Annotated in this window: 29 protein-coding genes; 7 read left to right on the plus strand and 22 right to left on the minus strand. The window is 34.2% G+C overall.

Translation table 11 applies throughout. The annotated features are described in order from the left end of the window. Positions 1 to 5: 5 nt before the first annotated feature. The 21 genes from rplR to rpsL all read right to left on the minus strand — a co-directional run bounded on the left by rplR (position 6) and on the right by rpsL (position 11,580). On the minus strand, positions 6 to 356 hold the full coding sequence (rplR, locus tag D6T69_RS13775) for a 50S ribosomal protein L18 (RefSeq protein ID WP_047789824.1): 351 nt from the start codon (positions 354 to 356) through the stop codon (positions 6 to 8). Positions 357 to 374: 18 nt separating this feature from the next. Next, positions 375 to 920: a 50S ribosomal protein L6 gene (gene rplF, locus D6T69_RS13780; protein ID WP_047789825.1), complete on the minus strand. Its 546-nt coding sequence runs from the start codon at positions 918 to 920 to the stop codon at positions 375 to 377. A 15-nt stretch (positions 921 to 935) separates the two neighbouring features. Continuing rightward, a complete protein-coding gene (gene rpsH, locus D6T69_RS13785) occupies positions 936 to 1,334 on the minus strand; it encodes a 30S ribosomal protein S8 (RefSeq protein WP_047789826.1) in 399 nt (132 codons plus the stop codon). Between the two features lie 371 nt (positions 1,335 to 1,705). Continuing rightward, positions 1,706 to 1,975: a 30S ribosomal protein S14 gene (gene rpsN, locus D6T69_RS13790; protein WP_028890738.1), complete on the minus strand. Its 270-nt coding sequence runs from the start codon at positions 1,973 to 1,975 to the stop codon at positions 1,706 to 1,708. 4 nt (positions 1,976 to 1,979) lie between these two features. Next, positions 1,980 to 2,531 (minus strand): 50S ribosomal protein L5, encoded by a 552-nt coding sequence (gene rplE / locus D6T69_RS13795; protein WP_125068407.1) that lies wholly within the window; start codon positions 2,529 to 2,531, stop codon positions 1,980 to 1,982. A gap of 2 nt (positions 2,532 to 2,533) precedes the next feature. Further along, positions 2,534 to 2,842, minus strand: a complete 309-nt coding sequence (rplX, locus tag D6T69_RS13800) for a 50S ribosomal protein L24 (protein WP_125068409.1) — start codon at positions 2,840 to 2,842, stop codon at positions 2,534 to 2,536. A 14-nt stretch (positions 2,843 to 2,856) separates the two neighbouring features. After that, a complete protein-coding gene (gene rplN, locus D6T69_RS13805) occupies positions 2,857 to 3,225 on the minus strand; it encodes a 50S ribosomal protein L14 (RefSeq protein WP_047789829.1) in 369 nt (122 codons plus the stop codon). A 1-nt stretch (position 3,226) separates the two neighbouring features. Next, positions 3,227 to 3,484 (minus strand): 30S ribosomal protein S17, encoded by a 258-nt coding sequence (gene rpsQ, locus D6T69_RS13810; protein WP_028890734.1) that lies wholly within the window; start codon positions 3,482 to 3,484, stop codon positions 3,227 to 3,229. An 18-nt stretch (positions 3,485 to 3,502) separates the two neighbouring features. Continuing rightward, positions 3,503 to 3,694, minus strand: a complete 192-nt coding sequence (rpmC, locus tag D6T69_RS13815; RefSeq protein WP_028890733.1) for a 50S ribosomal protein L29 — start codon at positions 3,692 to 3,694, stop codon at positions 3,503 to 3,505. 12 nt (positions 3,695 to 3,706) lie between these two features. Further along, positions 3,707 to 4,138: a 50S ribosomal protein L16 gene (gene rplP, locus D6T69_RS13820; protein ID WP_047789830.1), complete on the minus strand. Its 432-nt coding sequence runs from the start codon at positions 4,136 to 4,138 to the stop codon at positions 3,707 to 3,709. Positions 4,139 to 4,157: 19 nt separating this feature from the next. Then, on the minus strand, positions 4,158 to 4,874 hold the full coding sequence (gene rpsC / locus D6T69_RS13825; RefSeq protein WP_125068412.1) for a 30S ribosomal protein S3: 717 nt from the start codon (positions 4,872 to 4,874) through the stop codon (positions 4,158 to 4,160). 11 nt (positions 4,875 to 4,885) lie between these two features. Next, positions 4,886 to 5,290, minus strand: coding sequence for a 50S ribosomal protein L22 (gene rplV / locus D6T69_RS13830; RefSeq protein ID WP_028890730.1), 405 nt, complete (start codon positions 5,288 to 5,290; stop codon positions 4,886 to 4,888). A 9-nt stretch (positions 5,291 to 5,299) separates the two neighbouring features. Next, positions 5,300 to 5,578, minus strand: coding sequence for a 30S ribosomal protein S19 (gene rpsS, locus D6T69_RS13835; RefSeq protein WP_028890729.1), 279 nt, complete (start codon positions 5,576 to 5,578; stop codon positions 5,300 to 5,302). 6 nt (positions 5,579 to 5,584) lie between these two features. After that, complete coding sequence (rplB, locus tag D6T69_RS13840) at positions 5,585 to 6,409, minus strand: 50S ribosomal protein L2 (protein WP_047789832.1); 825 nt, start codon at positions 6,407 to 6,409, stop codon at positions 5,585 to 5,587. An 11-nt stretch (positions 6,410 to 6,420) separates the two neighbouring features. Beyond that, positions 6,421 to 6,711, minus strand: coding sequence for a 50S ribosomal protein L23 (rplW, locus tag D6T69_RS13845; RefSeq protein WP_047789833.1), 291 nt, complete (start codon positions 6,709 to 6,711; stop codon positions 6,421 to 6,423). Positions 6,712 to 6,719: 8 nt separating this feature from the next. After that, positions 6,720 to 7,349, minus strand: a complete 630-nt coding sequence (gene rplD, locus D6T69_RS13850) for a 50S ribosomal protein L4 (RefSeq protein WP_047789834.1) — start codon at positions 7,347 to 7,349, stop codon at positions 6,720 to 6,722. Then, on the minus strand, positions 7,349 to 7,966 hold the full coding sequence (rplC, locus tag D6T69_RS13855) for a 50S ribosomal protein L3 (protein ID WP_125068414.1): 618 nt from the start codon (positions 7,964 to 7,966) through the stop codon (positions 7,349 to 7,351). Before rplC ends, rplD begins: the two co-directional genes overlap by 1 nt. A gap of 289 nt (positions 7,967 to 8,255) precedes the next feature. Beyond that, positions 8,256 to 8,561 (minus strand): 30S ribosomal protein S10, encoded by a 306-nt coding sequence (rpsJ, locus tag D6T69_RS13860; protein WP_024740605.1) that lies wholly within the window; start codon positions 8,559 to 8,561, stop codon positions 8,256 to 8,258. Between the two features lie 5 nt (positions 8,562 to 8,566). Continuing rightward, positions 8,567 to 10,684 (minus strand): elongation factor G, encoded by a 2,118-nt coding sequence (gene fusA / locus D6T69_RS13865; RefSeq protein WP_125068416.1) that lies wholly within the window; start codon positions 10,682 to 10,684, stop codon positions 8,567 to 8,569. A gap of 6 nt (positions 10,685 to 10,690) precedes the next feature. After that, positions 10,691 to 11,167 (minus strand): 30S ribosomal protein S7, encoded by a 477-nt coding sequence (rpsG, locus tag D6T69_RS13870; RefSeq protein ID WP_028890723.1) that lies wholly within the window; start codon positions 11,165 to 11,167, stop codon positions 10,691 to 10,693. 32 nt (positions 11,168 to 11,199) lie between these two features. Next, the gene (gene rpsL / locus D6T69_RS13875; RefSeq protein WP_028890722.1) at positions 11,200 to 11,580 is read right to left on the minus strand and encodes a 30S ribosomal protein S12; all 381 of its coding nucleotides are present in this window, start codon (positions 11,578 to 11,580) and stop codon (positions 11,200 to 11,202) included. Positions 11,581 to 11,921: 341 nt separating this feature from the next. Between rpsL and D6T69_RS13880 the strand changes: the two genes are divergently transcribed. The 6 genes from D6T69_RS13880 (at position 11,922) to rlmB (ending at position 22,932) form a co-directional block, all read left to right on the plus strand. Beyond that, positions 11,922 to 15,182 carry a SusC/RagA family TonB-linked outer membrane protein gene (locus tag D6T69_RS13880; protein ID WP_125068418.1) on the plus strand — a complete coding sequence of 1,087 codons (3,261 nt, stop codon included), beginning with the start codon at positions 11,922 to 11,924 and terminating at the stop codon, positions 15,180 to 15,182. 11 nt (positions 15,183 to 15,193) lie between these two features. Beyond that, entirely contained in the window at positions 15,194 to 16,630 is a 1,437-nt protein-coding gene (locus D6T69_RS13885; protein WP_125068419.1) for a SusD/RagB family nutrient-binding outer membrane lipoprotein, read from the plus strand. A 229-nt stretch (positions 16,631 to 16,859) separates the two neighbouring features. Then, positions 16,860 to 17,555, plus strand: coding sequence for a hypothetical protein (locus D6T69_RS13890; RefSeq protein WP_125068422.1), 696 nt, complete (start codon positions 16,860 to 16,862; stop codon positions 17,553 to 17,555). Positions 17,556 to 17,770: 215 nt separating this feature from the next. Then, positions 17,771 to 20,746: a SusC/RagA family TonB-linked outer membrane protein gene (locus D6T69_RS13895; RefSeq protein WP_125068423.1), complete on the plus strand. Its 2,976-nt coding sequence runs from the start codon at positions 17,771 to 17,773 to the stop codon at positions 20,744 to 20,746. Between the two features lie 11 nt (positions 20,747 to 20,757). Then, on the plus strand, positions 20,758 to 22,116 hold the full coding sequence (locus D6T69_RS13900; protein ID WP_125068425.1) for a RagB/SusD family nutrient uptake outer membrane protein: 1,359 nt from the start codon (positions 20,758 to 20,760) through the stop codon (positions 22,114 to 22,116). Positions 22,117 to 22,194: 78 nt separating this feature from the next. After that, positions 22,195 to 22,932, plus strand: coding sequence for a 23S rRNA (guanosine(2251)-2'-O)-methyltransferase RlmB (gene rlmB / locus D6T69_RS13905; protein WP_125068427.1), 738 nt, complete (start codon positions 22,195 to 22,197; stop codon positions 22,930 to 22,932). A gap of 30 nt (positions 22,933 to 22,962) precedes the next feature. On the opposite strand, the gene D6T69_RS13910 is transcribed toward rlmB, so the two are convergent. Continuing rightward, positions 22,963 to 23,676 (minus strand): rhomboid family intramembrane serine protease, encoded by a 714-nt coding sequence (locus D6T69_RS13910; protein WP_125068429.1) that lies wholly within the window; start codon positions 23,674 to 23,676, stop codon positions 22,963 to 22,965. A 76-nt stretch (positions 23,677 to 23,752) separates the two neighbouring features. On the opposite strand from D6T69_RS13910, the gene D6T69_RS13915 reads away from it, so the two are divergent. Then, positions 23,753 to 25,024 (plus strand): replication-associated recombination protein A, encoded by a 1,272-nt coding sequence (locus D6T69_RS13915; protein ID WP_125068431.1) that lies wholly within the window; start codon positions 23,753 to 23,755, stop codon positions 25,022 to 25,024. The last annotated feature ends 9 nt before the right edge of the window (positions 25,025 to 25,033 follow it).

The following is a 25,033-nucleotide window of genomic DNA, read 5'->3' on the forward strand; positions in this document are numbered from 1 at the left end:
ATTTCTTAAAATTTTAAACCAGCTTCTCTTGCAGCGTCTGCTAATACTTTAACTCTTCCGTGGTATAAATATCCGTTACGGTCAAAAGCAACAGTATCAACACCAGCCTTTACAGCTTTTTCAGCAATAGCTTTACCTACAGCTGTAGCCGCTTCTGCTTTAGAACTAGATGTAATTTCTTTATCCCTTGATGATGCAGATGCTAATGTAACACCAGCAACGTCATCGATTAACTGAGCATAGATTTCTTTGTTACTTCTAAAAACTGATAACCTTGGTTTTTCAGCTGTACCTGTAACAATCTTTCTAATTCTATGCTTAATTCGTTGTCTTCTTTCAAGCTTTGATAATGCCATAATAATTTCTCTTATTTATTATGCAGATTTACCTGCTTTTCTTCTTAATACTTCTCCTACAAACTTAATTCCTTTTCCTTTGTAAGGTTCTGGCTTACGGAATGAACGAATTTTTGCTGCAACTTGACCAACTAATTGCTTGTCATGTGAAGTTAATTTTACGATTGGGTTCTTACCTTTTTCAGATACTGTTTCAACCTTAACTTCTGGAGCTAAATCTATTACAATATTGTGAGAGAAACCTAAGGCTAAGTCTAATTTTTGTCCTTGGTTAGATGCTCTATAACCAACACCTACTAACTCTAACTCTTTAGTAAATCCTTTGCTAACACCTTCAACCATGTTATTGATTAAAGCACGGTATAAACCATGTGCTGCTCTATGATCTTTACTTTCTGATGGTCTTTCTAAAGTAATGGTACCATCTTCAACTTTTACAGTAATATCAGACTTAATTTCTTGAGTTAATTCTCCTAATTTTCCTTTTACTGTAACCACATTTCCGTCTACTTTTACTTCAACACCTTGTGGCAATGCGATTGGATTCTTTCCTATTCTACTCATCTTACAAAATGTTTTTTAGTAAACGTAACATAATACTTCACCACCAACGTTCTCTTGTCTTGCTTTTTTGTTTGTCATTACACCTTTTGATGTAGAAACAATAGCAATACCTAATCCGTTCAATACTCTTGGCATTTCTTTAGCGCCAACGTATCTACGTAAACCTGGTGTTGAAATTCTTTGAATCTTTCTGATTACTGATTCTTTCGTATCACGATCGTATTTCAAAGCTATCTTGATTGTTCCTTGAACCTTATCGTCATTGAACTGATAACTTAAAATGTAACCTTGATCGAACAAAATCTTCGTCATTTCCTTCTTCAACTTTGAAGCAGGAACTTCAACTACTCTGTGATTTGCTGCAATAGCATTTCTCACTCGAGTAAGAAAATCCGCGATTGGATCTGTATACATAGTTAATTAATTTTCGGTTTTGGTTTTTAGCATTATTATCTTATCAACGTAAATACTAAACCTGAAACCAGTTAATACTTATTTAATTGTTTTTTGAGTAAAATCTCGTAGGCATTATACCATTTTATTAGTATTTACTTACAAGGCATAATTTACCCTATAAAAACAGAGTGCAAATATACATAAACTTTTTGAAAATCAAACCTTTTTGATGATTATCATTTTTAGTATCAAAATATTACGTCTTTGTAAGTATATTTTAATTTAAAAATGAAGCTTAAGTATGTGTTAATTACAACTTTTTATTAAGCACAAAAAGGCGTACAACTTTGTTTAGTTATACACCTTTATTTTGTATTTAAAGAGCTATTTTACCAGCTTGCTTTCTTTACTCCTGGAATTAATCCTTGGTTAGCCATTTCACGGAAAGTAACACGTGAAATTCCGAACTGACGCATATATCCTTTTGGACGTCCAGTTAGTTTACAACGATTGTGCATTCTAATTGGTGATGCGTTTTTTGGTAACTTTTGTAAAGCTTCATAGTCTCCAGCTTCTTTTAAAGCTTTTCTCTTTTCAGCATACTTAGCAACCATTTTAGCTCTTTTGCGCTCACGCGCTTTCATTGATTCTTTAGCCATCTTATTAATTCTTTTTAAATGGTAATCCTAATTCTCCTAATAATGATTTAGCTTCCTTATCAGTGTTTGCAGATGTTACAAAAGTAATATCCATACCACTAATTTTTTTCACTTGATCAATATTAATCTCTGGGTAGATGATTTGTTCAGTAATCCCTAAATTGTAGTTACCTCTACCATCAAAACCATTTGCTTTGATACCGTTAAAGTCTCTTACACGTGGTAAAGAAGCTGTAACTAATCTATCTAAAAATTCGTACATTTTGTCTCCTCTTAACGTAACTTTTGCTCCAATAGGCATTCCTTTACGTAATTTGAAGTTTGCAACGTCTTTCTTAGAAATTGTAGGTACTGCTTTTTGACCAGTAATAGTAGTTAACTCATCAATAGCGTATTCTATTAATTTCTTATCTGCTATAGCAGCTCCAACACCTTTACTTACAACGATTTTTTGTAATTTAGGCACTTGCATTACATTGCTATAACCAAATTCATCAGTAAGAGCTTTGATAACTCTGCTCTTGTACTCTTCTCTTAATCTTGGTACGTAACTCATTGTTATATTGCTTTATCTGATTTTTTTGACACTCTTACTTTCTTATCTCCTTCTACTTTATATCCAACTCTTACAGCTTCACCATTTTCAGTTAAAGCTACGTTTGATATGTGTAATGGAGCTTCTTTTTTTACAATTCCACCTTGAGGATTAGCGGCACTTGGCTTAGTGTGTTTAGACACCATGTTTACACCTTCTACTACTACTCTATCCTTATCTTTAAGAATTTGTAAAACTTTTCCTTCAGATCCTTTGTGATCTCCTGCTATAACTTTAACAGTATCTCCTGATTTAATTTTAAATTTTTTCATTTTAAAATCTGATTTTATAACACCTCAGGTGCTAATGATACTATTTTCATAAATTGTTTCTCACGTAATTCACGAGCCACAGGTCCGAATACACGAGTACCTCTCATTTCCTCTGAAGGATTTAAAAGTACACAAGCATTATCATCAAATCTGATATATGATCCGTCTTTACGTCTAACTTCTTTCTTAGTACGAACAACAACTGCACGAGATACTTGACCTTTCTTTACAGTTCCGTTTGGAGTTGCAGATTTTACTGAAACTACAATTTTATCTCCAACACTAGCGTAACGCTTTTTTGTTCCTCCTAAAACTCTAATCACTAAAACTTCTTTTGCTCCAGTGTTATCTGCGACTTTTAATCTTGATTCTGTCTGTAACATATTATTTAGCTCTTTCTAGGATTTCTACTAATCTCCAACGCTTAGATTTACTCATAGGACGTGTTTCCATGATCCTTACAGTATCACCTTCGTTGCAATCGTTATTCTCGTCATGTGCAACGTACTTCTTAGTCTTCAATACGAACTTTCCGTACATTGGGTGCTTTACTCTTTTTACCTCGCTAACTACGATAGATTTCTCCATTTTGTTGCTAGATACTACACCGATTCTCTCTTTTCTAAGATTTCTTTTTTCCATCTTTAAAACTGACTAGAATTATTGTAATTCTCTTTTAGTTAACTCTGTAGCAATTCTTGCTACAGTTTTTCTTAAGCTACGTAACTCTAATGGGTTTTCCAATGGAGTTATGGCGTGAGCCATCTTAAGATCAGTATAATTTTTCTTCAACGCCCCTAGCTTTTCTTGTAAGTCAGCTGTTGATAATTCTTTAATTTCTGATTGTTTCATGATCTAATAGAATTAAGCGTTATAATCAAAATCTCTTGCTATTACAAACTTCGTTTTTACAGGAAGTTTTTGCGCTGCTAAACGTAAAGCTTCTTTTGCTACTTCCATTGGTACTCCACCAATTTCGAACAAAATTCTACCTGGTTTTACAACTGCTACAAAGTGATCTGGTGCACCTTTACCTTTACCCATACGTACCTCTAACGGTTTCTTTGTTATTGGTTTGTCTGGGAAAATTTTAATCCAAAGTTGCCCCTCTCTTTTCATATAACGAGTTGCCGCAATACGAGCTGCCTCAATTTGACGAGAGGTAAGTAAGTTCTGGTCTAATGATTTGATACCAAACATTCCGTTAGAAAGTTGAGTACCTCTACCAGAGTTACCTTTCATATTTCCTTTCGCCTTCTGTACCTTACGGTATTTTACTCTTTTTGGCTGTAACATTGTTAATTTCTTTTAAAAATTATTTTCTTCTGCGAGGTTGACGTTTACCACCACCTTTGTTTCCACTACCTTTTTGCTTAGATAGTCCAACTAATGGAGATAATTCACGTTTTCCATAAACCTCACCTTTCATAATCCATACTTTCACACCGATTCTTCCGTATGTAGTATGTGATTCAACAAGTGCATAATCGATGTCTGCTCTGAAGGTAGAAAGAGGAATTCTTCCTTCTTTGTAATGCTCAGAACGTGCCATTTCAGCTCCGTTTAAACGACCTGATAATTGAACTTTAATTCCTTCAGCATTCATTCTCATTGCAGCAGCAATTGCCATTTTAGTAGCTCGCTTGTAAGAAATTCTATTTTCAATTTGACGTGCGATACTAGCAGCAACTAATTTTGCATCTAATTCTGGACGCTTGATTTCGAAAATATTAATTTGAACTTCTTTACCAGTAATTTTCTTAAGCTCTTCTTTTAACTTGTCTACCTCTTGACCTCCTTTACCAATAATGATACCTGGACGTGCAGTAGTGATAGTAACGGTTACAAGTTTTAAAGTACGCTCAATAATAACTCTTGATACACTTGCCTTAGATAATCTAGCATATAAATACTTTCTTATCTTATCATCTTCAGCAATCTTATCTCCGTAGTCATTTCCACCATACCAGTTAGATTCCCATCCTCTGATAATTCCTAAACGATTTCCTATTGGATTTGTCTTTTGTCCCATTTCTACTTTGATTAATTACTGTTATTTTTAGTTCCTAACTCTAAAGTTACGTGATTAGAACGCTTACGAATTCTGTGTGCACGACCTTGTGGAGCTGGTCTTAACCTTTTTAACATACCTGCGCTATCAACACAAATTGATTTTACGTATAATCCAGCATCTTCAATGCTTGCATCTTCATTTTTAGCTTGCCAGTTAGCAATAGCTGATAATAATAACTTTTCTAAGTTACGTGATGCTTCTTTTGGACTGAACTTTAAGATTTGTAAAGCTTTTTCAACTTCTACTCCTCTTACTAAATCTGCTACCAAGCGCATTTTTCTTGGTGATGTAGGACAATTAGTTAATTTAGCGAAAGCTCTAGACTTTCTAGCTTCTTTTAACTGTGTTGCCATGTTATGTTTACGACTTCCCATAATTTCCTACTATTTTTTACCTTTATTTTTTGCACCAGCATGTCCTCTAAATGAGCGTGTTGGTGAAAATTCGCCTAATTTATGACCTACCATGTTTTCAGTAACGTAAACTGGTACAAACTGACGTCCGTTGTGAACTGCAATTGTTTGCCCTACGAAATCAGGAGTAATCATACTTGCTCTAGACCAAGTTTTGATAACTGACTTACTACCTGCTTCTACGTTAGCTAACACTTTTTTCTCTAACTTATAGTGAACGTAAGGTCCTTTTTTTAATGATCTTGCCATGGTTTATTATTTCTTTCTACGTTCTACGATATACTTATTACTAGCTTTGGTCTTTGATCTAGTCTTAAATCCTTTAGCAGGAATACCGTTTCTAGATCTTGGATGCCCTCCAGAAGAACGTCCTTCACCACCTCCCATTGGGTGATCAACTGGGTTCATTCTTACTGCATTTGTTCTTGGTCTTCTTCCTAACCATCTACTTCTACCTGCTTTACCTGAAACTAATAATTGGTGGTCTGAGTTAGACACTACTCCAATTGTAGCCATACAAGTTAATAAGATAAATCTTGTTTCTCCAGAAGGTAATTTAACAGTTGCATACTTACCTTCTTTTGCAACTAACTGAGCAAAAGCTCCAGCAGAACGAGCCATAACAGCTCCTTGACCTGGGTGTAACTCAATACAAGAAATTGTAGTTCCTAAAGGAATTTCACTTAAATACATAGCGTTCCCTACTTCTGGAGCTACTTCCTTTCCTGAAATGATTGTTTGACCTACTTTTAATCCGTTTTGTGCAATCACATAACGTTTTTCACCATCAGCATAACTAACTAATGCAATAAATGCAGTACGGTTTGGATCGTACTCGATAGTTTTTACTGTTGCAGGAATACCTTGCTTATCTCTTTTAAAATCGATAATACGGTATTTTTGTTTATGACCTCCACCGATGTTACGTGTAGTCATTCTACCCTGGTTGTTTCGACCTCCAGATCGTTTTTTCGGAGCTAATAAAGATTTCTCCGGCTTATCAGTAGTAATGGTGTCGAACCCATTTACAACTCTAAAACGCTGACCTGGTGTTATTGGTTTTAATTTTCTAACTGACATTCTGTCTTTTCTTAAAGATTGTTATAAAAATCAATAGTTTCTCCTTCAGCTAACTGAACGATTGCCTTTTTGTATCCACCTGTTAATCCAGTAACTAAACCTTTTTTAGTGTATTTAGTTTTTCTTTGTGCTGGATAATTCATTGTTTTTACAGACTCAATCGCTACACCATAAGCAGCTTCTACAGCTCCTTTGATTTCTAATTTGTTAGCTTTTTTATTTACAACAAATGTATAACGGTTGTTTAACTCGCTATCATTTGTAGCTTTTTCTGTAATAATAGGTTTTATTAAAATACTCATCTTGTTCCCTATTTACTTAAATTAGACTCAATTCCTTCTAGAGAGCTTTCTGAAATAACCACTTTATTAGCATTTAAAACGCTATACGTGTTAATACCTGAAGCATCTACTACTTTAGAACCTTTTAAGTTACGAGATGATAAGTAAACATTCTTACTTTCTTCACCTAATACGAATAAAGACTTTTTAGCGTCTAATTCTAAAGCTTTTAATACATTGATAAACTCTTTAGTTTTTGGAGCTTCAAAATTGAAGTCTTCAACAACCACTAAATTGTTTTCTTTTGCTTGAATACTTAAAGCTGACTTACGTGCTAAACGCTTTAAGTTTTTATTTAACTTAAAAGAATAGTTTCTAGGTCTTGGACCAAACATACGTCCACCACCTCTAAAAACACCAGACTTGATACTACCCGCACGAGCTGTACCAGTTCCTTTTTGTTTTTTTATCTTTCTTGTACTACCAGCAATCTCAGCTCTTTCTTTCGATTTATGAGTACCTTGTCTTTGATTAGCCAAATACTGCTTTACATCTAAATAAATCGCATGATCATTTGGCTCAATTCCGAATACTTCGTTAGAAAGTTCAACTTTTCTACCAGTATCTTTTCCTGTAATATCTAATACTGCTACTTTCATTATTTCTCGATAGTTACATAAGAGTTTTTGTGACCAGGAATTGCTCCTTTTACAACGATAAGATTCTTATCTGCAACCACTTTTAAAACTCTTAAATTTTGAACTTTTACTTTGTCTCCACCCATACGACCTGCCATACGCATTCCTTTGAATACTCTTGCAGGGTATGATGCTGCACCAATTGAACCTGGAGCTCTTAAACGGTTATGTTGACCGTGAGTTGCTTGTCCAACCCCGCCAAAACCATGACGTTTAACAACACCTTGAAAACCTTTACCTTTAGAAACTCCTGATACATCAACGAATTCCCCTTCAGCAAAGTATTCAACAGTAATTGAGTCACCTAATTTGTACTCACCTTCGAATCCTTGGAACTCAACGACCTTTCTTTTAGCAGATGTACCAGCTTTTTTAAAGTGACCATCTAAAGCCTTGTTAGAGCTTTTTGCTTTTTTGTCATCGAAACCAAGTTGTAACGCGTTATAGCCGTCAACCTCTTCGGTTCTGACTTGGGTAACAACGCAAGGACCTGCTTCGATTACAGTACAAGGAATATTTTTCCCGTTTTCATCGAATAAGCTGGTCATTCCTACTTTTCTTCCTATTAACCCAGACATATTTGTTAATTTTCAGACGATAGATTTTAATTTATCCAGCGCGTCTATTAATAAAATAATTTTTTGAAACAAATGTTTCTTGTTTTCCTTCGAATTTCTCAAAAAAAAGAGCGAAAAACATCTTCACCCTTTGAATTTGTTTTACCGTTTTTCCTTCGCGAAACCCTCAGGACATGTCATTTCTGAATACTTTTCAGAAATTTCCACACTCCGAAAACTAAAATTTCGGTGTGCAAAAGTATAAAAAACTTTCGGCTTAACAAAATTAAACCGAAAGTTATTGATTTACTTATACTTTGATCTCAACTTCAACTCCACTTGGTAACTCAAGTTTCATTAGCGCATCAATAGTTTTTGAAGAAGAACTATAAATATCTAATAATCTTTTGTAAGCAGATAATTGAAATTGCTCTCTTGATTTTTTGTTTACGTGTGGTGAACGTAAAACTGTAAAAATCTTTTTATTTGTTGGTAAAGGAATTGGTCCGTTTACTACAGCACCAGTACTCTTTACTGTCTTTACGATTTTCTCAGCAGACTTGTCTACTAAATTATAATCGTAAGATTTTAACTTTATTCTAATTTTTTGACTCATCTTAATTAACCTTTAGCGTTTGCGATTACTTCTTCTGAAATGTTACTTGGAGTTTCTGCATAGTGAGAGAATTCCATAGTAGAAGTTGCTCTACCTGAAGATAATGTTCTTAAAGAAGTAACATATCCAAACATTTCTGATAAAGGAACGATTGCTTTTACTACTTTAGATCCAGCACGATCGCTCATATCGTTTACTTGTCCTCTTCTTCTGTTTAAGTCCCCAACGATATCTCCCATGTTCTCCTCTGGTGTTAACACTTCTAATTTCATCATTGGCTCCATGATTACAGCTCTTGCAGCTTTTGCAGCAGCTTTATAACCTAACTTAGCAGCTAATTCGAATGATAATTGATCAGAATCTACAGGGTGGAAAGACCCATCCTTTAAAGTAATCTTCATCGAATCCATTTCGTAACCAGCTAAAGGACCATTCTTCATTGCCTCTTTGAATCCTTTCTCTACAGAAGGCACAAATTCCTTAGGAACGTTACCACCTTTAATAATAGACTCAAATTGTAATCCTGTAACACCTTCATCAGCAGGCTCCATAGTAAATACAATATCAGCAAACTTACCACGTCCACCAGATTGTTTCTTATAAACCTCTCTGTGATCTGCAGTAGCTGTTAAAGCTTCTTTGTACTCTACTTGTGGTTGTCCTTGATTTACTTCAACCTTAAACTCACGCTTTAAACGGTCAACAATAATATCTAAGTGTAACTCACCCATTCCTGAAATTACAGTTTGACCTGAAGCATCATCTGTTTTTACAGTAAATGTTGGATCTTCCTCTGCTAATTTACCTAAAGCCATACCTAACTTATCAACGTCAGCCTTAGTTTTTGGTTCAACAGCAATACCGATTACTGGATCTGGAAAATCCATTGATTCTAAAACAATTGGATTCTTTTCATCAGATAAGGTATCTCCTGTTTTAATATCTTTAAATCCTACAGCAGCTCCAATATCTCCAGCTTCAATAAAGTCGATAGCATTTTGCTTGTTAGAGTGCATTTGGTAAATACGTGAAATACGTTCTTTTTTACCTGAACGGTTGTTCAACACATAAGAACCTGCATCTAAACGACCAGAATAAGCACGGAAGAATGCTAAACGTCCTACGAAAGGATCTGTAGCAATTTTAAATGCTAAAGCTGAAAATGGTGCTTTTGCATCTGGCTTACGTGTTTCCTCCTCACCAGTATCAGGATTAGTTCCTACGATATTATCTCTATCTACTGGAGAAGGTAAATAACGACATACAGCATCTAATAAAAACTGAACACCTTTATTTTTGAATGAAGAACCACATACCATTGGAATGATAGACATATCCATTACAGCAGCTCTTAATGCAGCGTGCACTTCTTCTTCTGTAATTGAATCTTCATCTTCCATGTACTTCTCTAATAAGTTTTCGTCATAAGCAGCAACCTCTTCGATTAACTTACCACGTAACTCACGAGCTTCTTCTTTTAATTCTTCTGGAATTTCTACAACATCGAAAGTTGATCCGTAGTTATCATCATGCCATACAATAGCACGGTTTTTAACTAAATCAACAATTCCTTTAAAATCTGCTTCATCACCAATGTTTAATACGATTGGCACTGCATTAGACTTTAACATGTCTTTTACTTGCTGACAAACTGCTAAGAAGTTCGCTCCTTGACGGTCCATTTTGTTAACGAAACCGATACGAGGTACTTTATAGTTATCAGCTAAACGCCAGTTAGTTTCAGATTGTGGCTCAACTCCGTCTACTGCAGAGAATAAGAACACTAACCCATCTAATACACGTAATGAGCGGTTTACCTCTACGGTAAAGTCAACGTGACCTGGAGTATCAATAATATTAAAATGGTATCCTTTAGCATCAGCAGTTGGTTTTCCATTTTCTGTTGGGAATTGCCATGTACAAGTAGTTGCTGCAGAAGTAATTGTAATACCTCTTTCAGCTTCTTGCTCCATCCAGTCCATTGTAGAAGCACCATCGTGAACCTCTCCAATTTTGTGAGACACCCCTGTATAGAAAAGGATACGCTCAGTTGTTGTTGTTTTACCAGCATCAATATGAGCAGCAATACCGATATTTCTTGTATATTTTAAATCTCTTGCCATTTCTTATTAAAATCTAAAGTGTGAGAATGCTTTGTTTGCTTCAGCCATCTTATGAGTGTCAACTCTTTTCTTAACAGCAGCTCCTTCTTCTTTAGCAGCAGCTAAAATCTCAGCAGCTAAACGTTGTGCCATTGTTTTTTCATTACGCTTACGCGCATAAGAAATCATCCATTTAATCGCCATAGAAACCTTACGGTCTGGACGAATTTGCATTGGAATTTGGAAAGTTGCACCACCAACACGGCGAGAACGAACTTCTACGTGAGGCATCACGTTAGATAAACCATCTTTCCACACTTCTAAAGCCGACTTTTCTTCGTCAGTTTTCTTTTCGTTTACGATATCCATTGCATCGTAAAACACTTTGAACGCTACAGATTTTTTACCGTCCCACATTAAGTTATTCACAAAACGTGTAACTAATTGATCGTTGAATCTTGGATCCGGTAACAAAACTCTTTTTTTAGCTCTTCTTTTCCTCATGTCTTTACATTAAAAAAGTTACTAATTAATTTTTACTTTTTGTCTTTTGGGCGTTTTGCACCGTACTTAGATCTACGTTGGGTTCTACCCTCAACTCCTGCAGTATCTAATGCTCCACGTACCACGTGATATTTAACACCTGGTAAATCTTTTACCCTTCCACCTCTAACTAATACTATCGAGTGCTCTTGCAAGTTGTGCCCCTCACCTGGAATATACGCGTTGATTTCATTACCATTTGTTAAACGCACCCTTGCAACCTTACGCATCGCTGAGTTAGGTTTCTTAGGTGTAGTGGTATACACACGCGTACAAACTCCACGTCTTTGTGGACATGCTTGTAAAGCAGCCGATTTACTCTTCTTAGTTATTTTGGCTCTTCCTTTACGAACTAATTGTTGAATAGTTGGCATACTAAATTATTACTTGTTTTTAATTTGTACTTAAATTACTCTAATTTTAAGAGTGTGCAAATGTACGATAATTTTCTATTTATTCAAATATCAAGGAGTTATTTTTAACAAACCTCAAAAAAACTCATCAAAAGCACCAACCTCAAACCACATCCAACATCATTACCCCAAAACAAAAACACAGTTAATACGTTAAAAACATAAACATTCACCAAAAAACAAACAAAAAAATCAGGCTTTACACCAAAACAACCACTTGTTTTTAGAATTATTTAACAAATACCTTGTTTTTTTAAGTTTTATTTATGATTTTTGGCTCAATTAATTCAAATAATTACATAATGAAAACAAAGTTTAATGGAATATTAACGCTACTCTTAGCGTTAATTGTGCAAGTATCCTTTGCGCAAGAAAAAATGATTTCAGGTACTGTTTCTGACGGAACAGGTCCTCTACCTGGAGTTAATGTATTAATAAAAGGAACTACCTCTGGAGTAGAAACAGACTTTGATGGGAAATTTTCTATCAAAGCAAAAACTGGAGATATTCTGGTTTTTAGTTTCGTAGGAATGAAAACTGTTGAAAAAACAGTTGGAACCTCTAACTCTTTCAACATTTCTATGACCAGTGACAATGTTCTAGATGAAGTTGTAGTAACCTCTTTAGGTATAAAAAGAGAAAAAAAATCACTTGGTTACGCATCACAAGAAGTAGGTGGTAAAGAAGTATCTACTGTTAAGCTTAACAACGTTGTTAACTCTTTAAGTGGTAAAGTAAGCGGTGTTCAAATTAAAGCAAACAATAACTTTGGTGGATCTGCCAACTTCTTAATTCGTGGTGTAAGCTCATTCACTGGCAACAACCAACCTTTATTTGTTATTGATGGTATTCCAATGTCTAACAGAATTAATAACTCTGCAAGACAAGCTGGAGGTAGTAAAGGTTATGACTATGGTAACGCAGCTTCAGATATCAACCCTGACGACGTTGAATCTATCAACATTTTAAAAGGTGCTGCTGCATCTGCTATTTATGGTTCACGTGGTGCTAACGGTGTAGTAATCATTACAACTAAAAAAGGAAAACAAGGGAGGTCTAAAATCTCTATTAGTTCAAGTACAACAATAGGAACTATAGACAAGAGTACCTTCTTAGAGTACCAAGATGAATATGGTGCTGGTTACGGACCGTACTACGGAAGTACTGGATACTTTGAAGACATTGATGCCAACGGTGATGGGGTAGCTGATTTAGTTGTTCCAACATATGACGATGCTTCTTATGGCGCTCCATTAGACGGTAGACTAGTGTATCAATGGGATGCTTTTGTTCCTGAACACAGAAATTACCAAAAAGCAACTCCTTATGTAGCTGGTAAAGCAACTCCTGCTGAATTTTTTGAAACTGCTTTTCAATACAATAATTCTGTTTCTTTTACAGGAGGTAATGAAAGAAGTACGTATAGATTAGGATATACTAATTACGATGCAACAGGTATGTTGCCTAATTCAAAAATCAACAAAAACACTTTTAATGTTAATGGTACATTAAAAATATCAGATAAATTCAATGTTGGTTCTAATGCTACCTTTATTGCGCAAAGAACAAGAGGAAGAAACTCTACTGGTTATAGCGACAACTTAATGTCTCAATTTAGACAATGGTGGCAAGTTAATGTTGACATAGATGAACAAAGAGACATCTTTAATCAAACTGGTAAAAATTACTCTTGGAACAGTGAAGCTGGTTTACCTACTAGCGGTGTTTCTGGTGGGTCTGCATTACAACCACACTATTGGGACAACCCATATTGGACACGTTATAAAAACTTCCAAACAGACAGAAGAAACCGTTTCGTAGGAAACGTTAACGCTACCTACTCTATAACTGATTGGTTAGATGCAACAGTAAAAGCATCTGTAGATACTTATTCTGAATTAAGAGAAGAAAGAAGAGCTAATGGCTCGGTAGCAACTCCATTTGGTATTTTAGGAGATGATGAAGCTTCTGGATATGACAGAATCGACATACGTTTTTCTGAATACAACTACGATTTCATGCTTAACTTTAATAAAGATTTAACTGAAGACCTTACATTAACGGGTGTACTAGGTATGAACATAAGAAGAGATAGCTATGACTACTTACACCAATCAACTGCTGGTGGTTTAACTATTCCTGGATTATATTCTTTAAGCAACTCTGCTAATCCAAATCCAAAACCTGTTGAAACTTTATCTAAAAAGGCCGTAAACGGTTATTATGTACAAGCTAACTTAGGCTACAAAGACATGCTTTTCTTAGACTTTACAGATCGTTATGATATATCTTCTGCTTTACCTGCTAAAAACAATGGATACAACTATTTCGCAGTAAGTTCTAGTTTCATCTTTTCTGAATTTTTAAAAGATGCTACTTGGCTTAGCTTTGGTAAGATTAGAGGAGGTTATGCAGAAGTTGGTAACGATTTACCTGCTAATAATATTTTTGACACATACACAGTTTTAAATAACTTTGGTAGCTCAGCTTTATTCTCTTTCCCAGGAACAAAACAAAACGCTGACTTAGTTCCTGAAAGAACTAATGAAATAGAGTTTGGTTTAGAAACAAGACTTTTCAACAGTAGATTAGGATTTGACTTCACATGGTATAGAAAAAGAACTGAAGATCAGTTAATGCCTGTATCTACAACAACAGCAACAGGTTTCTCTCAAAGATGGGTTAACGCTGGTACTATGCAAAACAAAGGATTTGAGCTTGGACTAAAAGCAACCCCTGTTTCTACTGATAACTTTAAATGGGATATCGGTGTAAACTGGGCTAAAAATGATAACTCGGTTATTGAACTATACGGAGATCAAACAAACTTAGTATTAAACTCGTTCCAAGGAGGTATTTCTATCAATGCTACTATTGGTCAACCATACGGAACAATTAGAGGTACAGGATTTAAATACCACGACAACGGTCAGAAGATTGTAGATTCTAATGGGTATTACAAAGCTGTAGCAGACCAAGTTATTGGTAACATCAACCCAGATTGGACTGGAGGTATCACGAACACGTTTACCTACAAAGATTTGTCTTTAAACTTCTTGATTGATATTCAAAAAGGTGGTGATGTTTACTCTCTAGACACTCACTATGGACAAGGTACTGGTTTACCTTACTACACTGCAGGCTTAAACGAGTTAGGGAACCCTAAAAGAGATCCTGTTTCAGCTGGAGGTGGTATTCTAAACGAAGGCGTTTATGAAGACGGTACACCAAACACAACTAGAGCAAGAGCAGATTTTTATGGAGGAGCATACTACTGGGGTAATGCCGACAGAAACCCTGCTGCTTTAACTATTTATGATGCTTCTTATGTAAAGTTACGTGAATTAGCTCTTACCTATAAACTACCTGTAGATAATTTATTTAATGGAGCTATAAGCAATGCGAACCTATCTTTAATCGGTAGAAACTTATGGATTATTCATAAAAACGTTCCTTTTGCTGATCCAGAATCAGGTTTAGGTGCAGGTAATGCTCAAGGTTATTTATCTGGTTCTTTCCCTACTTTAAGAACAATAGGTTTAAACTTAAACTTTGAATTTTAAAATAAAATAGAATGAAAAAATATATAATATCAGCTATCAGTTTATTCCTTGTTTTTACTTCATGTGAGGTAGATGAAGGCTTAAATATAGATACAAAAAACCCTACAACAGTTCCTGCTAGCGGTTTATTTACCAATGGTACTAGAAACATGTTTGACTTAATGAACTCAACGAGTGTAAATAATAATGTTTTTAGACTGTACGCTCAATACTTTGCTCAAACAACATACCCGGATGAAAGTCAATACAACCAAGTAACAAGGGATATTGGAGGAAGCATTTGGAATACTATGTACAGAGATGTTTTACAAGATTTAAAAGGTGCTAAAGAACTAGCTGCAAAAGAAGCTGAAGGCGATCCAGTAGCTTCACAACATTTACCAGCAAAACTTGCTCAAATTGATTTTATTCAAGTGTACGCATACTCTGTATTGGTTGATACATTTGGTAACGTGCCTTATACCGAAGCTTTAGACACAAACAACCCAACACCTGTATACGATGATGCCGCTACTATTTATACCGACTTATTAACTAGACTTGACAATGTAATAAGCAACATAAATACTGGTAATGGATTTGAAGCTACACAAGACCCTATTTACCAAGGAGACATGTCTAAATGGCTAAAAGCAGCTGTATCTTTAAAGTTAAGATTAGCAATGCGTTTAGCTGATAGCAATCCTACATTATCACAGCAAAAAGCTGAAGAAGCTGCGTCTGCAAGCCTTATCTTAGCTAATGCTGATAACTTTGGTATTAAGTACTTAGAAGCTGCCCCTAACACTAACCCACTATGGGTAGACTTAGTACAAAGTGGACGTACTGATTATATTGCTGCAAACACTCTTGTTGACGCAATGAACCCATTAAACGACCCTAGATTAGGATCTTATTTCGAGCAATTAGGTGGTGTTTATGTGGGTGGTACTTACGGTAGTGCTAACTCTCCAACTGGAGGTTCAGCTATTTCTGACTTAATGAAAACTCCAGACTTACCAGGTAACATCATAACTGCTGCTGAAGTAAACTTTTTATTAGCAGAAGCTGCAGCCAGAGGGTATACAGTTTCTAATACTACTGAAGGTTACTACAATGAAGGAATTACACAATCTATCTTAGAGTGGCAAGGTTCAGCAACTGATGCTACAACATATTTAGCTCAGGCAAGTGTAGCTTATCCAACAGCTGCCGGAGACTGGAAACAAAAAATTGCTACTCAAAAATGGATTGCAATGTATAACAACGGTTTTGAAGGATGGACAACTTGGAGAATATTTGATGCTCCAACTTTAAATGCTCCTACAGGAATGAGCCTTAGCGACATTCCTACAAGATTTACCTACCCTGTAGTTCAAGCACAGCTTAACAACGAAAACAACGCTGCCGCTGGAGCCGCTATTGGTGGTAATTTCAAAACAACAAAGTTATTCTGGGATTTAAACTAAAAAAAATAACCCACTAAAAATTAAGCTGTTAGTTTGCACACTAACAGCTTTTTTTTTATCTTTAGTTTTTAAAAATTGACTTTGTAATTAATCCCTGTTTTATCCTGAACCTAAATGCTCTTATAAAAGACCTGCCATACTAAACTAACCAAAACAGTTTTATTTCATTTTAAATGAAAAGACTGATTAACTCACAAAAACAAAAAACTTAACTATTAAATAATCATGTATGAAAAAAGTAATTGCTATTCTAGTTTTAATAATATCTCAATTCTCTTTGTTTTCTCAAACAAAAAATTGGAACACATCTGCTGGCACTAACCCAAGAAACCTAAATTTTAAAAATGGTGTTTTTAATAATAACATGGAATATTTTGCCATGGCAAAGGTTTCAGACAAAAATAGCACCGACTATTACAAAAATGCAACTGGCCAATATTACCTCAGTAAAGATTGGAAAAAATGTCGAGTAGTTACCAAAGACAATAAAGACTACGTTTTCAATACTTGTAACTACAACATATATGACAAAAGGTTTGAATATATTATAGACAACACAACCTTCTTTTTAAAAAAAGATCAAGTATCTTCTGTCTTTATTAATAAAATGAAATTTGTGCCTTCGATATTAAACCATGAAAATAATTACTATCGATTAATCTATAAATTCAGCAATACTTTCAAACTTATAGAACTGTATAATCTAAAGAAAAAAAGTATTCCTTCTTCATCAAGCTTAGGACTGTATGTTAATAAAGTTGAAAAAAAATCTAAAAAATTTATACTGAAAGATGGTGAACTTATTGAATTACCAAAATCTAAAAAGAAAATACTAAAATTACTTAATAAAAAATATGATAAAAAGAAACATAAAAACCTAAAAACTGACAAAGAAGAAGATCTTATCAACCTTATAAAATCTTAAATTACAAGACCTTACAACAACAGACGACTTACTATTGGTCATTCTTTAGCTTTTCTAATGTTAAATATTTTATAAACATTTTTTAGTAACACTTCTTTAATTAACGCAAGTAATACCTATGTCTAGTCTAAAAATAAACTTCTTTTGTGTTAAAAAATTGTTTATTTAAGATATATTTATGATTTTAGCGCTTAATTAATTCAAATAATTACATAATGAGAACAAAGTTTAATGGAATTTTAACGCTACTCCTAGCGTTAATTGTGCAAATATCCTTTGCACAAGAAAGAACAATTTCTGGTACTGTTTCAGATGAATCTGGTCCATTACCGGGGGTTACTATCTTAAAAAAAGGTACCACTCAAGGTACGGAAACAGATTTTGATGGAAACTATTCTATCCAAGCAAAAACAGGAGACGTTTTAGTTTTTAGTTTTGTTGGTATGAAATCTGCTGAGAGAACTATTGGAACTTCTAATCAAATTTCGGTTGTTTTAGAAGGGGATAATGTATTAGATGAAGTTGTTGTTGTAGCTTATGGTACCCAGAGCAAAAAATCTATCACGGGTTCTGTTACTACAGTAAAGTCTGAAGTTCTAGAAAAAACAAATGTTGCCTCTTTAGATCAAGCTTTACAAGGATCTGCTCCTGGTATTCAAGTTTCAGCTACAAGTGGTCAACCAGGTGCAGCTACAAACGTACGTATTAGAGGTATTGGATCTATTAATGCTAGTTCAGCTCCTTTATATGTAGTTGACGGTGTTCCAATTTTAACTGGTGATTTGTCTAGATTACAAACTACATCTAACATCCTTTCTAGTATTAACACTAACGATATCGAATCTATTAGTGTATTGAAAGACGCCTCTTCTGCTTCTTTATATGGATCAAGAGCTGCTAATGGTGTTATACTTATAACGACAAAAGCTGGAAAGGCAGGAAAAACAAAATTTACTGTTAGTTCAGAATATGGAATTGGAGATGAAACATTGTATGATGATAATGCAATGACTTCTGCTCAATTAAAACAATATACTATTGCTGCATTAGACAATGCTTTTGGAGCTGGATCTGGTGAAGGAATATATAACACTGGTTTACCATGGGCATGGGACGGAGTGACTGACACCAACTGGTATAAGGAAACTCATAGAGACAAAACCACTAGTCAAAAAATTAATTTTTCTGCTAATGGAGGTAATGAAAAAACAACTTTTTATAGTTCTTTAGGCTACTTTGAACAAGAAGGTCTAATAAAGACTTCTGATTTGACTAGAGTTTCAACTGCTTTAAACCTAAAACATAAGGCTACTGATAAACTAAGCATCAGATTTAATATTAATGCTTCACATTCTAAGTTAAATGGTCCAGACGATGGAGGATCTTTTGCGAACCCTGAGTTAGCTTCATATTTTTTACTTCCTAACTATCCTGTTTATAATGAAGATGGCACATATAATTTATCGTTTTTTTCAACATATAACCCTGTAGCTTTATTTGAAAGAAATTTTACTACTTTAAAAACTACTAAAGTATTTGGAAAGACAGATATTACATATGAAATTATAGATAATTTAGAGTTTAATTCATCTTTTGGAGCTGAATATATAGCTCTTGAAGAAGAACAGTACTATAATCCTGATTTTGGGGCAGGTAGAAACGTAAACGGTTCAGCTAGTGCCTATTACACTAGAAGATATAATTACAACTGGATTAACCAATTAAATTACTCATTTGATATAAATGATGATAATAACTTTAAACTTAAGTTGGGTTATGAAATTCAGCAAGATGACAGGTATCAAATTAACGCATCAGGTGAAAACTATGCTACTGATAAGCTAACGAACTTACAATTGACATCTAAACCAACTGAGGCAAGTTCTTTTGGTACAAGAAACTCTTTCCTTTCTGTGTTTTCTAGAATTGATTATAATTTTAAAAATAAATATTTCTTTGATTTTAGTTTTAGAAGAGATGGTTCTTCAAAGTTTGGTTCTAATAACAGATATGGTAATTTTTGGGCAGCTGGTTTCGCTTGGTCTATTTCTGATGAGGCATTTTTTGGAGATAACTTCATAAACTCATTGAAACTTAGAACAAGTTATGGTGTTAATGGTAATTCTGCAGGTATTGGTAACTTTGATGGTCTAGGCTTATATGGTTTTGGAGACTACAATGGTCAAGGAACAAGTTTCCCTAACCAAGTTGCTAATCCAGACTTAAGATGGGAGTTAAACAAACCTTTCAATGTTGGTTTAGACTTCGGAATGTTCAACAGTAGAATAACAGGTACTCTTGAATACTACAAAAGAACAACTTCTGATTTATTATTAGACAAACCTTTATCTACAACTTCTGGTTTTACAGTCATTACTGAAAATATAGGAGAAATGGAAAATAGTGGTATTGAAGTAAACCTTAACACTAGTAATATTCAAACTGACAATTTTTCTTGGGATACTAACTTTAACTTCAGTACTAACAAAAACGAGATCACTAAGTTAGATGAAGGTAAAGATATTTTAAATGGAACACAAATAAGAAGGGTTGGTGAACACGCAAGATCATGGTATATCAGAAAATGGGCTGGTGTTAATCCTGATAATGGTGAACCACAATGGTATATAAATGGTAAAGATGGAGCTGTTACTTCTGATTATAATGAAGCTGAAAGAGCTATTCAAGGCCAATCTGTTCCTGAAATAATTGCATCTATGACTAATACTTTTAAATATAATAATTTTGATTTATCATTCCAGTTGAATTATTCTGGTAACTACCAAGTATATGACGGGTGGGCTTTTTATACTTATAATGCTGGTGAATTTTTATCTTTTAATAAAAACTCAAACGTTTTAGATTATTGGCAACAACCAGGAGATATAACAGACACTCCAAAACCTGTTTGGGGTAATGGTAGAGATGCAACAAGTAGTTCTACGAGATTCTTATATGACGGAGACCACATTAGGTTAAGAAATATTCAATTTGGTTATTCAGTACCTGAAGAATATTTAAGTAAAGCTGGTATTTCTGGATTGAGGTTATACTTAACAGGAACAAACTTACTAACTTATACTTTTGATGACAAGTTAAACTTTGACCCAGAAGTTGGTATTACGGGTCAGTCAGACTTAAGACAAGCTAATTTAAAGACCTATTCTTTAGGAGTTAATTTAACTTTTTAATCTATTTAATTATGAAGAAAATAAAATCATATAAAATCATAATGGCATTATCATTAGGAGCTATTACTCTAATGCCATCATGTTCGGATATTTTAGATATTGAACCTCAACAAAACTTATCTAATAATGTTGCTCTTTCAAGCTCATCTGATTTAGTTACAGCTGCTAGAGGTATGTATGATCTGATGCAAGATGAAGATTATTACGGTAGAAGTATGTTTGTTTTACCTGCAGTTATGTCAGATGAAATGTTTATCAGTTCTAATAATGCAGGTCGATATTCAGAAATGCAAAATTACACTTTCAATTCAAGAACTCAGTGGGGAAGAGAATTATGGAAGGAAGCTTATGAGTCAATCAATGCTGCTAATGAAATTATCGCTGCTAACATCACTGATTTAACAACAGCTGGTCGTAATGCAAAGGGTGAAGCTTATGCTGTTAGAGCTTTATCACATTTTAACTTAGTTAATTTCTTCGCTTTGCAATATCCTGAATCTAGTGATTTAGGTATAGCACTTAAGACTAATACAGACCCTACGGAGTTACCATCAAGAAGTTCTGTAGAGCAAGTTTATCAACAAGTTATAAATGACTTAATTGAAGCTGAAAGCATCTTAGATGACAGTAATAATAGTGGTAGATTTACTAAAACTGCTGTTCAAGCTTTATTAGCTAAAGTTTACTTATACTCTGGGGATAAGGTAAATGCAGCCGATTATGCTTCTAAAGTTATTTCTACCAAGGGAAGTCTATCTTCAAACTGGAAGAATGATATTCTTTTAGAAATCAGAAACACTGATATTGATAATGAAGGAGTTAACTCTTTCGCATACTTTATCGACCAGAGAGGTTATGGTGATGGTTTAGCTAGAGAGTCATTATTTAATTTATATGACGATAATGATACTAGGAAAAGTGATTGGTACTTAAAAGGTGATCGTACTGGTGGTGAAATAGATACACAAATCATTACAAAATTTACCTTAGGAGGTGCAACTTCTCCTAATGATGATAACTATCCTATTATTAGATTACCTGAAATGTATTTAATCAGAGCTGAAGCTACAATGACTACTAATCCTGCTCAAGCTTTAATAGATTTAAATGCTGTAGCTAATGCTAGAAATGCTAACACTTATGGAGCTATTAACTTAGATAATATTTTATTAGAGCGTCAAAAGGAACTAGCTTTTGAAGGGCATAGGTTATTTGATTTAATTAGAAACGGAAAAGATATAAATAGAACTACTGATTGTTCTGTTCAATGTTCTTTACCTTATTCATCTAATAAAGATTCATTTGTTTTACCTATACCACAGGTTGAGTTAGATGCGAACCCGAATATGCAACCTAACCCTAATCAATAATTAGCTTTTGAATAAAACTAAAGCCACCTCTTTTTCGAGGTGGTTTTTTTATACCATAAAATCAACTACATTTGCTGCATGGAACAAAACACAAACATTTTTGGTATTAGAGCCATTATTGAAGCTATAGAAAGTGGTGCTTCAATTAACAAAGTATATCTTCAAAAAGGTTTACGAGGAGAGCTATTTTTTCAATTAGATAAGCTCTTGAAAAAAAATAAAATTTCAACCAGTGTAGTTCCTACTGAGAAGCTAGACCGCTTATCAAAACACAACAACCATCAAGGTGCTGTTGCTAAAATTTCTCCTATTGATTTTCATGATTTAGAAAGCTTAATTGAAGAAACATTAGAATCAAACAATATTCCTTTATTTCTATTACTTGACCAAGTATCAGACGTAAGAAATTTTGGAGCTATCATTAGAACTGCTGAGTGTACTGGTGTAAACGGAATTATCATTCAGAAAAGTGGTAGTGCACCTGTTAATGCTGAGACTATCAAAACTTCTGCGGGTGCTGCTTTTAAAGTACCTATTTGTAAAGTAGATCATATTAAAGACGCTATTTTTCAACTAAAAGCTGCTGACATTAAATTAACTGCTGCAACTGAAAAAACAGAAGATTCGGTTTATGATGTTGATTTTAATCAGCCAATAGCTATCATAATGGGTTCTGAGCACAAAGGAGTAAGTAACTCAGTCTTAAAGATGGTAGACTACAAGGCTAAGTTGCCACTTCTAGGAGAAATTGAATCTTTAAATGTTTCAGTTGCTTGTGGTGCATTTTTATACGAAGCTGTAAGACAACGTTTATAAAATTTAAAATCCTGCATAATGCAGGATTTTTTATTCTTCTTCTTTATAAATATATCGGTATTTTATCTCTTCTAACTCCTCTAACTCCATTTCTTCTTCAAAAACAGGCGGAGCATAATTTCCATCTTCATCAAACATATCATCAAATTCCGTTTTAGAAAACTCAAACTTTTCTTTTACTATTCCTCTTTTTCTATACAGTAGAGAAAGAACAAACCCAGTTACCAATCCAGATAAATGTCCTTCCCAAGACATTCCTTCTTTTATTGGCAACACATACCAGACCATACTTCCATATAAAAAAATAGTAATAAAAGAAACTGCTACTAACCGATAGTTCTTCTTAATTATTCCGCTAAAAAGCACAAAGCTAAAAAGTAAATATACTACTCCACTCGCTCCAATATGATAAGATTCACGAGCAATTATCCAAGTTAACAACCCAGTTACAATACCTCCATATATCAAAACTTTAACAGCTACTTCTTTATAAAAGTAAAAAAGACATGCAGAAAGCACGAATAAAGGAACCGAATTATTAAAAAGGTGATTTGTATCGCTATGAATAAAAGGAGAGCACAAAACCCCTTTTAAACCACTAAAACTTCTCGGGAATACTCCAAATTTATTAAAATTCCATCCAAATTTAATTTCCAACCAATAAACAAACCATATTGTAAAAACAAAAAGGAGAGGAATGGTAAAAACAGTTCTAGAAAATTTTAGTTGCTCATCAGTATTCATAGTGATGAAAATAACAAAAATAAATCCAAAGTACTATTTCTGAAGTTCTGTCATAAATCTTTGCTATTTTTACATTATGAATCAACCTTTGGCAGAAAGAATACGTCCACAGAATTTGGGTGACTATATTAGTCAACAACATTTGGTGGGTGAAAATGGTATTTTAACTAATCATATTAAACAGGGAATTATTCCTTCTCTAATATTATGGGGACCTCCAGGAATTGGTAAAACAACTTTAGCTAATATTATCGCCAACGAATCTGGACGTCCATTTTATACCTTAAGTGCTATTAGCTCAGGTGTAAAAGATGTCCGTGAAGTTATAGAAAAAGCTAAAAAAAGTGGCGGTTTATTCACTCAGAAAAATCCTATTTTATTTATTGATGAAATTCACCGTTTTAGTAAATCACAACAAGATTCTTTATTAGGTGCTGTAGAAAAAGGTTGGGTCACTTTGGTTGGTGCTACAACAGAAAACCCAAGCTTTGAGGTTATACCTGCCCTACTCTCTCGCTGTCAAGTCTATATTTTAAACTCTTTTGATAAAAATGATTTAATTGCTCTCTTACATAGAGCTATGGAGAAAGATGAAATCATTTCTCAAAAAAAAATTAATTTGAAAGAAACAGACGCACTACTGCAAGTTTCTGGAGGTGATGCACGTAAACTCTTAAATATTTTTGAATTATTAGTTACCGCTGATGATGAAATAGAGGTTACTAATGAACTTGTTTTATCAAAAATTCAAAAAAATACGGTTCGTTATGATAAAACAGGTGAACAACATTACGATATTGTTTCTGCTTTTATAAAATCTATCAGAGGAAGTGATCCCAATGCAACTGTGTATTGGTTAGCTCGTATGATTGAAGGTGGTGAAGATGTAAAATTTATCGCGCGAAGAATGCTCATTGCCGCTTCTGAAGATATTGGCAACGCAAACCCTACGGCTTTAATTTTAGCAAACAATACATTTCAAGCTGTTTCTGTAATTGGTTATCCAGAATCTAGAATCATTCTAAGTCAATGCGCAGTATATTTAGCTAATTCTGCCAAAAGTAATGCTTCCTATATGGCTATTGGTGAAGCGCAAAACTTAGTAAAAACTACTGGAGATTTATCTGTTCCTTTACATTTAAGAAATGCTCCTACCAAACTAATGAAAGACTTGAATTATGGCAAGGAGTATCAATACTCTCATAACTATGCGGGTAATTTTGTCAATCAAGAATTTTTACCCGATGAGATAAAAAACACAAAATTGTATGAACCAGGTAACAATGCTCGTGAAAATCAATTTAGAGAATTGCTTAAACAACGTTGGAAAGAAAAGTATAATTATTAAAAAGAGAGC

This window comes from Tenacibaculum singaporense (assembly GCF_003867015.1).
GTDB classification, from domain to species: domain Bacteria; phylum Bacteroidota; class Bacteroidia; order Flavobacteriales; family Flavobacteriaceae; genus Polaribacter; species Polaribacter singaporensis.

Bases quoted from the DNA above. Each gene is read 5' to 3' on its own strand.
- rpsC (WP_125068412.1), bottom strand. From the start codon at position 4,874: ATGGGACAAAAGACAAATCCAATAGGAAATCGTTTAGGAATTATCAGA.
- D6T69_RS13900 (WP_125068425.1), top strand. From the start codon at position 20,758: ATGAAGAAAATAAAATCATATAAAATCATAATGGCATTATCATTAGGA.
- rpsL (WP_028890722.1), bottom strand. From the start codon at position 11,580: ATGCCAACTATTCAACAATTAGTTCGTAAAGGAAGAGCCAAAATAACT.
- rpsN (WP_028890738.1), bottom strand. From the start codon at position 1,975: ATGGCTAAAGAATCAATGAAAGCGCGTGAGCGCAAAAGAGCTAAAATG.
- rplB (WP_047789832.1), bottom strand. From the start codon at position 6,409: ATGTCAGTTAGAAAATTAAAACCAATAACACCAGGTCAGCGTTTTAGA.
- fusA (WP_125068416.1), bottom strand. From the start codon at position 10,684: ATGGCAAGAGATTTAAAATATACAAGAAATATCGGTATTGCTGCTCAT.
- rplV (WP_028890730.1), bottom strand. From the start codon at position 5,290: ATGGGAAGTCGTAAACATAACATGGCAACACAGTTAAAAGAAGCTAGA.
- D6T69_RS13895 (WP_125068423.1), top strand. From the start codon at position 17,771: ATGAGAACAAAGTTTAATGGAATTTTAACGCTACTCCTAGCGTTAATT.
- rpsH (WP_047789826.1), bottom strand. From the start codon at position 1,334: ATGTATACAGATCCAATCGCGGATTTTCTTACTCGAGTGAGAAATGCT.
- rplE (WP_125068407.1), bottom strand. From the start codon at position 2,531: ATGAGTTACGTACCAAGATTAAGAGAAGAGTACAAGAGCAGAGTTATC.
- rplF (WP_047789825.1), bottom strand. From the start codon at position 920: ATGAGTAGAATAGGAAAGAATCCAATCGCATTGCCACAAGGTGTTGAA.
- D6T69_RS13890 (WP_125068422.1), top strand. From the start codon at position 16,860: ATGAAAAAAGTAATTGCTATTCTAGTTTTAATAATATCTCAATTCTCT.
- rpmC (WP_028890733.1), bottom strand. From the start codon at position 3,694: ATGAAACAATCAGAAATTAAAGAATTATCAACAGCTGACTTACAAGAA.
- rplW (WP_047789833.1), bottom strand. From the start codon at position 6,711: ATGAGTATTTTAATAAAACCTATTATTACAGAAAAAGCTACAAATGAT.
- rplN (WP_047789829.1), bottom strand. From the start codon at position 3,225: ATGTTACAGACAGAATCAAGATTAAAAGTCGCAGATAACACTGGAGCA.
- D6T69_RS13880 (WP_125068418.1), top strand. From the start codon at position 11,922: ATGAAAACAAAGTTTAATGGAATATTAACGCTACTCTTAGCGTTAATT.
- D6T69_RS13910 (WP_125068429.1), bottom strand. From the start codon at position 23,676: ATGAATACTGATGAGCAACTAAAATTTTCTAGAACTGTTTTTACCATT.
- rplC (WP_125068414.1), bottom strand. From the start codon at position 7,966: ATGTCTGGGTTAATAGGAAGAAAAGTAGGAATGACCAGCTTATTCGAT.
- rpsG (WP_028890723.1), bottom strand. From the start codon at position 11,167: ATGAGGAAAAGAAGAGCTAAAAAAAGAGTTTTGTTACCGGATCCAAGA.
- rlmB (WP_125068427.1), top strand. From the start codon at position 22,195: ATGGAACAAAACACAAACATTTTTGGTATTAGAGCCATTATTGAAGCT.
- rpsJ (WP_024740605.1), bottom strand. From the start codon at position 8,561: ATGAGTCAAAAAATTAGAATAAAGTTAAAATCTTACGATTATAATTTA.
- D6T69_RS13885 (WP_125068419.1), top strand. From the start codon at position 15,194: ATGAAAAAATATATAATATCAGCTATCAGTTTATTCCTTGTTTTTACT.
- rplX (WP_125068409.1), bottom strand. From the start codon at position 2,842: ATGAAAAAATTTAAAATTAAATCAGGAGATACTGTTAAAGTTATAGCA.
- D6T69_RS13915 (WP_125068431.1), top strand. From the start codon at position 23,753: ATGAATCAACCTTTGGCAGAAAGAATACGTCCACAGAATTTGGGTGAC.
- rplR (WP_047789824.1), bottom strand. From the start codon at position 356: ATGGCATTATCAAAGCTTGAAAGAAGACAACGAATTAAGCATAGAATT.
- rplP (WP_047789830.1), bottom strand. From the start codon at position 4,138: ATGTTACAGCCAAAAAGAGTAAAATACCGTAAGGTACAGAAGGCGAAA.
- rpsQ (WP_028890734.1), bottom strand. From the start codon at position 3,484: ATGGAAAAAAGAAATCTTAGAAAAGAGAGAATCGGTGTAGTATCTAGC.
- rplD (WP_047789834.1), bottom strand. From the start codon at position 7,349: ATGAAAGTAGCAGTATTAGATATTACAGGAAAAGATACTGGTAGAAAA.
- rpsS (WP_028890729.1), bottom strand. From the start codon at position 5,578: ATGGCAAGATCATTAAAAAAAGGACCTTACGTTCACTATAAGTTAGAG.